At 55.0% G+C, this 9946-nt stretch carries 10 protein-coding genes; all 10 read right to left on the bottom strand.

The annotated features are described in order from the left end of the window. Window positions 1-124 precede the first annotated feature (124 nt). Window positions 125-1453 (bottom strand): hypothetical protein, encoded by a 1329-nt coding sequence (locus LHW45_08480; protein ID MCB5285608.1) that lies wholly within the window; start codon window positions 1451-1453, stop codon window positions 125-127. A 113-nt stretch (window positions 1454-1566) separates the two neighbouring features. Next, window positions 1567-2346 carry an SIMPL domain-containing protein gene (locus tag LHW45_08475; protein ID MCB5285607.1) on the bottom strand — a complete coding sequence of 260 codons (780 nt, stop codon included), beginning with the start codon at window positions 2344-2346 and terminating at the stop codon, window positions 1567-1569. Between the two features lie 24 nt (window positions 2347-2370). Beyond that, on the bottom strand, window positions 2371-2823 hold the full coding sequence (gene tsaE / locus LHW45_08470; protein ID MCB5285606.1) for a tRNA (adenosine(37)-N6)-threonylcarbamoyltransferase complex ATPase subunit type 1 TsaE: 453 nt from the start codon (window positions 2821-2823) through the stop codon (window positions 2371-2373). Between the two features lie 86 nt (window positions 2824-2909). Beyond that, window positions 2910-3560: a transposase gene (locus LHW45_08465; protein MCB5285605.1), complete on the bottom strand. Its 651-nt coding sequence runs from the start codon at window positions 3558-3560 to the stop codon at window positions 2910-2912. A 165-nt stretch (window positions 3561-3725) separates the two neighbouring features. Then, complete coding sequence (locus tag LHW45_08460; protein ID MCB5285604.1) at window positions 3726-5300, bottom strand: response regulator; 1575 nt, start codon at window positions 5298-5300, stop codon at window positions 3726-3728. Continuing rightward, window positions 5297-5920, bottom strand: coding sequence for a hypothetical protein (locus tag LHW45_08455; GenBank protein MCB5285603.1), 624 nt, complete (start codon window positions 5918-5920; stop codon window positions 5297-5299). Before LHW45_08455 ends, LHW45_08460 begins: the two co-directional genes overlap by 4 nt. Window positions 5921-5926: 6 nt before the next feature. Next, entirely contained in the window at window positions 5927-6757 is an 831-nt protein-coding gene (gene panB / locus LHW45_08450) for a 3-methyl-2-oxobutanoate hydroxymethyltransferase (protein MCB5285602.1), read from the bottom strand. A gap of 346 nt (window positions 6758-7103) precedes the next feature. Beyond that, complete coding sequence (locus LHW45_08445; protein ID MCB5285601.1) at window positions 7104-7613, bottom strand: hypothetical protein; 510 nt, start codon at window positions 7611-7613, stop codon at window positions 7104-7106. Between the two features lie 108 nt (window positions 7614-7721). Beyond that, entirely contained in the window at window positions 7722-8318 is a 597-nt protein-coding gene (locus LHW45_08440) for a molybdopterin-dependent oxidoreductase (GenBank protein MCB5285600.1), read from the bottom strand. A 92-nt stretch (window positions 8319-8410) separates the two neighbouring features. Beyond that, window positions 8411-9940, bottom strand: a complete 1530-nt coding sequence (locus tag LHW45_08435) for an NAD(P)H-hydrate dehydratase (GenBank protein MCB5285599.1) — start codon at window positions 9938-9940, stop codon at window positions 8411-8413. Window positions 9941-9946 lie beyond the last annotated feature (6 nt).

Here is a 9946-nt window from a genome sequence, read left to right as displayed (position 1 = left end):
AAAGCGCAAAATGTGTGGATAACTGAGCTTTTTCAGGGTTCATGTTGAGAATATTTGAAAAAATTGTGGATAACTACAAAGTAGATCCTGGAAAGCTGGACTCTTTGGTATTACGCAAAGGTCTTTAGATCTTGATGCCGTGCGGGTAGGGCAGGCCAGCATAGAGCGAATTTCCCTGAACCACCAGGCAACTGACATCCGCCGGGCAGATTATCGAACCGAGCAGGCTTAGTTCCGAGGGATCGGAAATGTCGATGATATTAATCTCGTTTTGCGGGGCAACAATGTAAAGCAATGATCCTTCAACAAATGAAGGCCCCTCGCTGACCTCCAGCGGAAGTTCGCAGAGCGTTTGGGGATGCTCCGGTTCAGTCGCGTCGACCGCTATCAGGGAAGTCGCCTCGGCAGCCAGGAAAACGATATCACCCGAATTTGCCACATCGATGGTCCTGGGCAGTCTTTTATAATGTCCAAGAGTCGATAAACCTTCCGGGAGCGAGATTTCCAGGATGCTCATATCCCCAATGGTGTTGTCGGGCAAATTCAAATTTCCCAGATAGAGCCGGTTTCCGGAAACGGCGGAAGTTTTTATTTGCGTGGGGTGGGTATAAGTGTGGCTGATAAATGGCTGCTGCGGGTCGCTCACATCGAGGAGCAGGACCTCGTAGAGCGAAGTGAGCAGGGCGAAGCCGTCAAGAGCCGCGATCCTCCTGATGGTGGTGCTCTGCAGGTAACCGACGGGAATTGGCATCACCGGCACGGAAACGTCGATGATAAACACGCTGGAGGGGGTGCCGATATAGGCATATCCACCAGCCACCGCCAGGCATTCCGGAGTGAAATGGGTGGTGAAGCTTCCCAGCGGCTGAGGTGAAGCGGGATCAGAGATATCATAGATCTGGAGGGTTCGTGTTTCAAAGGTGAGAAAGAACAGGAGCCCGCCGTCCATGGCAAGGCCCCGCAAGTTGTGGTATCCGGTTGAAACCGTCGTAACCAGTTGCGGCTGTGCCGGATCGGAGATGTCCACAACCAGAAAATAATTCTCATATCCTGCCAGATAGGCGTAATCGCCGGAGAGAGCCATGAACCAGAGGGGTCGCCACTGATGATGATAGGTGCCCAAGAGATACGGGTTTTGAGGATCGGAAACCGAGATAATGTTCAGGGTATAAGTTTCCACAGTTGAGCCCGAATCCGGGGATGATTGCCAGCCCAGGGCATAGAGAATGCCGTCCCGCACGAGTGACTTGACGATCACGCCGCCATCGATCTCGAAGGAATTCACCACCACAGGGTCAGCGCTGTCCGAAACATCCAGGATTTGGAGGCCGGTGTCCCGGGTGCTCACAAAAGCGTAATTTCCGTCCAGGGCGATGTCGTCAACGGTAGACCATCTGGTAAAGGTACTGCTGACCAGGCTCAGGTTGAAGTTTTCCTGGGCGAAAACAGACACAGGCAGGACAGCGCACAAGACACAAAAAGATACAAGGACAACATAACATAGGGGCAGACGTATCATTTTCACCTCCCTGGGGTGAGTTTAGTTGATGCCCGGAAGGTTTCGGCCTATAATCTGAAGTCCGTGGTCACCGTGACGGAAATGCTTTTGGCGCGGGTGTTGGTGTTGTAGTAGCCGTAGTCGGAAACTTCGGTGGAATAGGGCTCGGTGATCTGAAATACGCCGCTGCGGGCACTGCTGAGCTTGCCCAGACGGGCTTTGGTGGCGCCCACGATCTCTTTGGCGCGGTCCATGGCGTCGGCTGTGGCAGCGCCGATCATCTCTTTCTTGAGTTCGGGCAGCTTGGAATAGAGGTATTCGAGGTTGGATTGCTGCAGCACGATGGAGCGTTCCGCGAAGAACTGGGGATCGAGGGCGATCTCTTCCACCTTGGCCACGTCGTTGCTGAGCACGTAGAGCATCTGGTCCACGCTGTAGCCGGTCATGTTGCCGTAGTCGTCGTAGTGCGGGGTGCTGGTTGGCGGCTGGATGTTGATGTCCTTGGCGGTGAGGCCTTTGGAGAGCAGCAGGGCCTTGAAATCCGTCACATCACGGTTGAGGCTGGTATAGGATTCCATCAGACCGTCCACGCCGGTGTTTTTCTGCATGGAGAGGGTCCACTTCACGAGGTCGCTTTCAAAGGTTTTGCTGGCGTAGCCCACCACGTGCAGGGTGTCGTTTTCCAGCCGGCTTTCCATGTGAAAATACCCGAAGACGGCCAGCCCCAAAACGAAACAGATGCCGGCGATCAGCCAGCCCCGCAGTGGTGATTTGTCTTTGCCCGTGGCTTCCCAAACGGCCATCACAACAATGGCGACAAGAGCTATCCACAAAGGATTGAAACTCATCAGAGCCTCCAGTAGATGGTGTTTTCAGACAAAATAAACAGAAAAGCGGTCCTTGGCAACTATTTCCACAGATCTTTGCCGGCCTTGGTAGCTGAAGCGCAGGGAAAGGTTCAGAATTCTCTGGGGAAGGTATTGCGCCGCCAGTTCCGGCCATTCGATCAGGGTGACGCCGGAATCGATGAGGTCGGTGATGCCCAGATCGAGGAAATCGGCTGCATTTTTCAGCCGGTAAAGGTCGAGGTGGAAGAGCGGGAATTTACCGCCGGTGTATTCCTTGAGCAGTACAAAAGACGGACTGTCAACCAGTTCGGTGATTCCCAGCGCGGCGGCGAGGGCGCGGGTGAAAAAGGTCTTGCCGGAACCAAGATCGCCCCAGAGGCAGATCACGTCGCCGGGCCGCAGCAGCGGGGCGATGAAGACCGCCAGGTCCCGGGTGTCCTGTTCTGTGTTCAACTGCATGATTTTGGGTTTGGTCACTGTTGGCTCCAATATTTGAGATGTACCATAAGCTTTAGCTTGTTGGAGGCGCCGAATTCATTCTCGCGCCAACACATAATTTAACATCAAACTTCTTCCAGGCATTTTGACAGTTCTTCATCCAGCCAAGTATGTTTCCATTCTTTCCAATTTTCCACCAGCCCTGCCTTAACCGGATTTTGGATGATATAATCCAATATGCGGTTCTGTTCAGCTTCATTCCTAACGATGTGATCGTAGGTTTCGCGCACCCAAAGTTGTCCGGACCGGCCCAAGAACAGGTTTATCTCTCTGGCGCTGGCCCCTTTCCATTTTTTGACGATGTCGGAAACGGAATCTGTGAAGTTGGCCGAATCACAGAAGGGTATCATAAGTACATGAACGTGATTAGGCATTATGCAGAAAGCTTGTACATGGTAGGCATTGTCCTGATGCTCAAGAATTTTGTCCATAAGTATCTGCGCGATCGACGGTGAAATCAGGTGAAAATCCGGCAGGTTGAGTTTTCCGTACTGCGCATCCAGCCAACCAAAGATTCGCTTGTGATTGAGATATTCTTGCATTTTGCGGTATTCATTGCTCAGACCTTTGGTTTCCGTTGAATATCTGACCCGGAGTTGATCATATTCCAGAAGGAGGGAATGCGGCAGAGAGAAATTCAAACGCCAGGTAAAAAAGATGGATTGGTGCTGGATATAGATGTGGGGCAAACGGCGTTTGTGGTAATGCATATCCATCCTTTCTATCCTTTGTGCCTCGAAATGAATTTCGGGCACCCAACAAGCTGAAGCTTATGTTACAAAAAAATGCCCCAAAACAACTGGCCAACGAGCCAGTAACTTTTGGGACATTGTCTGAAGCAATCCTGAAGACAGGATAATCTCCATTTTCGTGTTTGTCAACTATATTTTGAGGCGTTTGCTCCGGCAGGTGGCCACCGGCAGTATCATTTCCTCCATGGAAACGCCTCCGTGCTGGAAGGTGCCGTTGTACTGCCTCTGATACTGGTGGTAGGAATTGGGATAGACGAAGTAATAATCGTCCTTGGCGAAGATGAAGTTGTCCACAATGCTCTTGATGGGCAGCCCGTACTCAGAGGGCTTTTTCACAAAGATGGCGTGGCGGTCGTTGGCGCTGAGGTTCTTTCCTTCTTTGTAGCGCACGGTGATGGAGGTATCGCGGTCGCCGATCACCTGGGTGGCGCGGTTCACCTTGATGGAGCCGTGGTCTGTGCTGATCACGCAGATGGCGTCCTGTTTGGCGATCAGTTTCAGGGCTTCGTAGAGCGAGGAATGCAGGAACCAGTGTTTGGTGAAGGCGCGCAGGCCCTCCTCGTGGGGGATGGTTTCCTGCAGGATCTGGTCGCGGGAGCGGTGGTGGGCCAGCAGATCGAGGAAATTGTAAACCAGCACGATCAGGTTTTCCTTGTTCCAGGTGTCTATCTTGCGCAGCACGAAGTTGCCTTCCTCCATGTTGAAGATCTTCACGTATTTGGAAGTGGGATCAAGGTTGTAGCCCAGCTCGGTGATGTGCTCATCAAGGAGCTGGTGTTCATTGCGGTTGCGCGAGTTGTCCAGTTCTCCGCTGCTCACCCAGTATTCGGGGAAGCGCTTGGCGATATCCTGCGGCAGCAGCCCGCTGAAGATGGAGTTGCGGCTGTAGGGCGTGGCGGTGGGCAGGATGGAGTAATAGAGGTCGAGCTCTTCGTCGAAGAGTTCCTTGATGTAGGGCTGGATGGCCAGATACTGGTCCAGGCGCATGCAGTCGATGATGATGAAGTAGATGGGCACGCGGGCTTCGAAGTGGGGCGCGATGTACTGCGAAACGATGTCGAAAGAGAGGTTGGGGCGGTCGTCCGTGTGCAGCCAGTCGCGGTAGTTGCGTTCCACGTAGTTGGTGAACTCGGTGTTGCAGTTGCGTTTTTCCAGGAAGTGGGTCTGGCGGAGACCTTCGTCGTTCACTTCGTCGATCTGGATCTCCCAGTAGGCCATTTCGCGGTAGATGTTGGCCCAGTCTTCCCAGCCGGGGTTGTCGAAGAGGCGCTGGTTCAGTTGGGTGATGTAGCGGGTGTACTGTTCGCCGATCTGGTTGGCGCGGATCTCATCGGCCTGGAAGATCTTCTTGATGGCCATGATGATCTGGTTGGGGTTGATGGGTTTGATCAGATAATCGGCGATCTGAGAGGCGATGGCTTTGTCCATCAGGCCTTCTTCCTCGCTCTTGGTTACCATCACGATGGGCAGGGAGGGATTGATGCGTTTGATCTCCTGCAGGGTGGTGAGGCCGTCCAGGCCGGGCATCATTTCATCCAGGATCACCAGATCGTATTTATTTTCAAGCACCTTGTCGATGGCGTCGTTTCCGTTGTTGCAGGTGTCCACCAGGTAATTGCGTTCTTCCAGAAAGAGCACGAAAGACTGCAGCAGATCTATCTCGTCGTCCACCCAGAGAATTTTCATTTGTTTGGCGCGTTTCATGAGGATTCCTCCTTGTTGAGTTCATTTTCGAAGTTGCGCTGGCGTTCGCGGACCAAGGATTTGATCCCTTCGGGGTCGGCGTCCTGGAAATACAGGGCCAGTTTGTAGTTAAGTTCGGTCCTGGAACAGTTGAGGATGCCGGTCATCCGTTCCAGATACTGGTCGATGAACACTTTTTTGAGATCAAGTTCTTGTTCCTTTTCTTCCTTTTTGAGCTCTTTGATGTGATCGCGCAGGTCCTTGGTGGGCATTTCCTCAGCTTTTTGCACCCACTCGTCGCGCTGGGCCCAGTCGGCCTTGCGCACCAGGGGCTGGATCATCTGGAGGCGGTCGAAACCGATGTCGCGCACGGTGCCTTCATCCACGTCCATCTCTTCGATGAAGACGTCAAACACCGCCACCAGTTTGCCGGCCAGGGAGCCGCTGAGGCTGTATTCGGCCTCCACAAAGTCTTTGAAGGATTCGTAGCCCTTCACGCGGAAGATCTTGCTGCGCTTGATCTCCGAAAGCAACTGTCCGAGGCTGACAAAGTTTTCCTCCAGCTTTTCCTTGAGGTTGGCCACGGCGGAGAATTTTTCGTCCGGGGTCATGGTTTCCATATGCTCATATTTTGCAGTCATTTATATCTATCCTTCTGTTTCTGGGATGGGGTGGTAAACGTTTTCGTGGCCGGGGAAAGCGCCTTCGCGCACTTCGGCGCAATATCTGTTCAGGGCGGCGGTGATGTCCGCGTTCAGAGTGGCGTAGGAACGCACGAATTTGGGCAGCAGGTCCGAATGGCCCAGCAGATCGTGATAGACCAGCACCTGGCCGTCGGTGTGGCGTCCCGCGCCGATGCCGATGGTGGGGATGGTGACGCTTTGGGAAATTTCTTTGCCCAGGCCTTCCGGGATGCCTTCCAGCACCAGCATGAAGACACCGGCCTTTTCCAGGGCCAAAGCCTGACGCAGCAAGGTTTCGTGGGCTTCTGGGGATTTGCCCTGTACCCTGAAACCACCGAAACGGCGCACACTTTGGGGGGTGAGGCCGATGTGGGCGCAAACGGGGATCTCGCATTCAAGGATGGCAGAGATGGCTTCCAAACGCTCTCCCGAACCGCCCTCCAGCTTAACGGCATCGGCACCGCCCTCGATGATCAGGGCGGCGGCGTTGGCCTTGGTGTCGTCCCGTCCCAGATGATAGCTCATGTAAGGAAGGTCCGCGATCACGAAGGATTGGGGCGCGCCCCGGCGCACGGCCGCGGTGTGGCTGATCATGTCGTGCAGGGTCACCTTAAGCGTGTTTTCATAGCCCAGGACCACCATGCCCAGGCTGTCGCCAACCAGAATGAGGTCGATCTCACTGGCGGCCACGCACCGCGCCATCGCATAATCGTAGGCCGTAACCATCGTGATCTTTGTGCCTGCCGCTTTCAGATCGCGGAACGAATGCACGTTTTTCGCACTGCTTTTGCTCATGTGTCTATCCTTGCCCGGCTTAATGGCCGGAGATCTTTGTAGCTTTCTCTTGCTGCCGGATTTGGTCTTCGCCCCAAGCCAAAGCTTTGGACGCACAGAGATGTTTGGGTACGGAAAAATAAAAAACAGAACTCACATTTGCCTGTGATCTTGGCCGGGGCCATGTGATCTGGTTTCCAAGCCACGCCGGACTCACCCGCACGCGAAAACCACCTTTTTCCAGGCCAAAAACCGCGTCAATCTTTTTTTCTGCCAAACATGTTCAAGTTCGCTGTCCAGCCAGTCCGAACCAAAGAACTGCTCGAGTCCCGCCACGTCTCACTGCCAGGCTCAGGCGCCCCGGAAATCAATCCCCGTCCCGGGGTTCGTTGGCGTCACCTTCCGGCTCGTAGATGTCTTCGCCTTCCTGGCCGCCTTCCCGGCTGAGGTAATCTCCGGCGTAGCCGCTTTGATTGATGGCCATGTCGTAGATCACACCGCCGTTGCGATACCAGCCCAGAAAACGTCCGTTGAGGCGGCCCTGGCGGTAGGTGGCACTCATCTGCGGAGCGCCATCCGGATACCAGAGATACATGGGACCCTGCTGCAGCCCGCGGAAGAGGCTGAGCACACGGGAGAGGTTTCCGTTTTCGAAGCGTTCAAAGGCGATGCCGGTGAAAAGCTCTCCATCCCTGGACCAGGACTCATTGGACAGGGTTAGTTCGCTTACGGGCACGGCTGTTTTGGGCAGCACAAAGGTTTTCACCAGATCATATTCGTCCGTGTTGCCCTGGGCGGCAAGCAGTCCCAGGATCGAGACGAGAGCCAACGTGAGCAGCAACCGCAAGGCGATTCGTTCGTATCTGTATTTTGGCATGGTAACACTCCCTTGGGGGTTAAATCTTTTTTCTGTAGATAATTTAAGGCAAACTACTCCCGACGTCAAGCGCGATCCGCGAGGAGGCGGGCAAAACAGTGGGAAGGGTCAGAACTTGACTTCACCGGGACCGGGGATCTGCTTGATCGCCCCGCCGTCATTCATGTCACGGCAGGGTCCGGCCTCGATCTCGGCGCTATCGGTGTAACCGCGCTGTTCCCAGAATCCGGGCACGTAATACTCCATCAGCTCCACTTTCACCACCGATTTGGCGGATTTGTAGCCCCAGAGGTAAGGGATGAAGGCGCGCACGGGGCCGCCGTAATCCTCATCCAGATACTGACGGTTGAAGGTGTGGGCGAGCAGAGATTTTTCCATGCGGGCGACGTCGACGGGGATGGAGGTGTCGTATATTTCGCCCACCGACCAAAAGCGGACGAACTTGCAGCTTGGTTTGGCTTCCACCTCGTCCAGCAGGGTGGAGAGCGCGACGCCTTTCCAAAGGCCTCGCGAGGACCAGCGGGTGACACTGGTGAGCCGGCCGTCAACTTCTGTTTGGGGCAGGGCGTTCAGCTCTTCCCAGGTGAAGGAGCGCGGTTTATCACAGGCCCCGGTGACCGTGATCACCCAGTTTTCCCTGTCCAGTTTGCCGGGATGGCCTTCCGCCCAAAAGATGGGGGTGTTGATTTCAGCTAATGTTTTCAAGGTGTCTCCTTGTGTTTTTTGATCGATTTTACCGGTGCAGGCCTGGGCTGTGAGCAACAAGCCCAAAAGCAGGGGCAACAAAGATATGCGGGTCATTTTTCCTCTTTTTGTTCCAGGAACAGATTGGCAATGATGTCGGTGGGCAGAATGGAGGCCGTACCGCGAGTTTTGGCCAGGGTTTCGGCGGTTTTGCCCAGCAGAAAGGAAGCTTTGATGGCGGCGGCGGGGATGCTTTCATTTTGGGCCATGAACGAGCAGATGATGCCGGCCAGAACGTCACCACTGCCGCCGGTGGCCAGGCCGTCGTTGCCGGAGATGTTCACCAGGGAAAGCTCCGCGTCTTGATAGATGCTGTAATGGCTTTTCAGCAACACGCGGGCGGAATGCTCTATCACAAAATTCCGCAGGGTGCCCAGGCAGTCTCTTTCCAATTCAGCTTTGTCAATTTTGGCCAGCCGGGCGAATTCACCCCAATGCGGCGTCAGCAGCACGTTTGGTTTGGCCAGATATTGTTGCAGCGGAGGATGTTCCGAGATCAGGGTAAGCGCGTCCGCATCAACCACCAGGGGAACTTCCAGATTCTTCAGCACGATCTCCAGCAACTGGAGGGCAAAATCGTCACGGCCCAGTCCGGGGCCGATCAGCACGGCGGAAGCGTCGCCCAGAAGCCGCAGCAGTGCCTTGGCGTCGGGTTGGCCGCTTTTTGTGTTTTCTGGAATGGCACGGGACAGGGCTTCCGTGAGCTTGAGGGCATAAACGGCCACCAGTTCTTTCCGGTGCAACACGCAGGCATAGCCACAGCCAGCGCGCAGAGAGGCCTGGGCGGCCATCACGGAAGCACCGGTGAAGCCCGGTATGCCCCCAAAAACATAAACCTTGCCATAGTCGTTTTTATGTCTGTCCGGCAGCCTCAGGGGAGGCCGGAAATCAGCTTCTTCAAAAAGCATGGCCGCGTCCAGGTTCTCATAAAAATGGGCCGGGATGCCGATATCCACCAGGTGGACCTCGCCGCAGGCCTCTCTGCCGATTCCGGTAATGTGGCCGGTCTTCATGCTTTCGATGGCGATGGTGGCTTCGGCATAGACGGGGTTGAGACCGAAGCCGGTATCCGCGTCCAGGCCGGAGGGTACGTCCACTGAGACTGTGAAAGCCGCGTAGGAGTTGATTAGCCCAAAAAGCTCATCCAGCCAGGGCTTCAGCTCTCCCTTGAAACCGATGCCAAAGATAGCGTCGATCACCAGGGAAGAGCTCTCCAGAAAACTCTTGGCCAGGGACAGATCTTTGGAAGCACTGATTTCGATAATGGGCACGCCGAGCTTGCGGCAGAGCTCCAGATTGGCGGTGGTTTCCGGACTGGGGCTGCCTTTGCCCACCCGGAGGATGTTTACCTCGCAGCCCCAGTTGAACAGCCAGCGGGCGATCACGGCTCCGTCGCCGCCGTTGTTGCCACTGCCGCAGAGCACGCAGACAGGGCCGTCCAGCTGGCTCGGATAGTGGTGGAGGATGATCTCGGCGCAGGCTTTGCCGGCGGTTTCCATCAGCACCCGGGCGGGAAGGCCAAAATCTTTGATGGTGCGGGCATCCAGATTTTTCATCTGGGCGGAACTTAGCAGCAGACGCATGATGGG

Source organism: Candidatus Cloacimonadota bacterium (genome assembly GCA_020532085.1).
Classification (GTDB): domain Bacteria; phylum Cloacimonadota; class Cloacimonadia; order Cloacimonadales; family Cloacimonadaceae; genus Syntrophosphaera.
The sequence above is the reverse complement of the archived record's forward strand: the minus strand, read 5'-3'. Positions and strand labels throughout refer to the sequence as shown.

Excerpts from the sequence above, each read along its gene's own strand:
- LHW45_08475 (MCB5285607.1), bottom strand. The coding sequence starts at position 2,346 with ATGAGTTTCAATCCTTTGTGGATAGCTCTTGTCGCCATTGTTGTGATG.
- LHW45_08465 (MCB5285605.1), bottom strand. The coding sequence starts at position 3,560 with ATGGATATGCATTACCACAAACGCCGTTTGCCCCACATCTATATCCAG.
- LHW45_08460 (MCB5285604.1), bottom strand. The coding sequence starts at position 5,300 with ATGAAACGCGCCAAACAAATGAAAATTCTCTGGGTGGACGACGAGATA.
- LHW45_08455 (MCB5285603.1), bottom strand. The coding sequence starts at position 5,920 with ATGACTGCAAAATATGAGCATATGGAAACCATGACCCCGGACGAAAAA.
- panB (MCB5285602.1), bottom strand. The coding sequence starts at position 6,757 with ATGAGCAAAAGCAGTGCGAAAAACGTGCATTCGTTCCGCGATCTGAAA.
- LHW45_08445 (MCB5285601.1), bottom strand. The coding sequence starts at position 7,613 with ATGCCAAAATACAGATACGAACGAATCGCCTTGCGGTTGCTGCTCACG.
- LHW45_08435 (MCB5285599.1), bottom strand. The coding sequence starts at position 9,940 with ATGCGTCTGCTGCTAAGTTCCGCCCAGATGAAAAATCTGGATGCCCGC.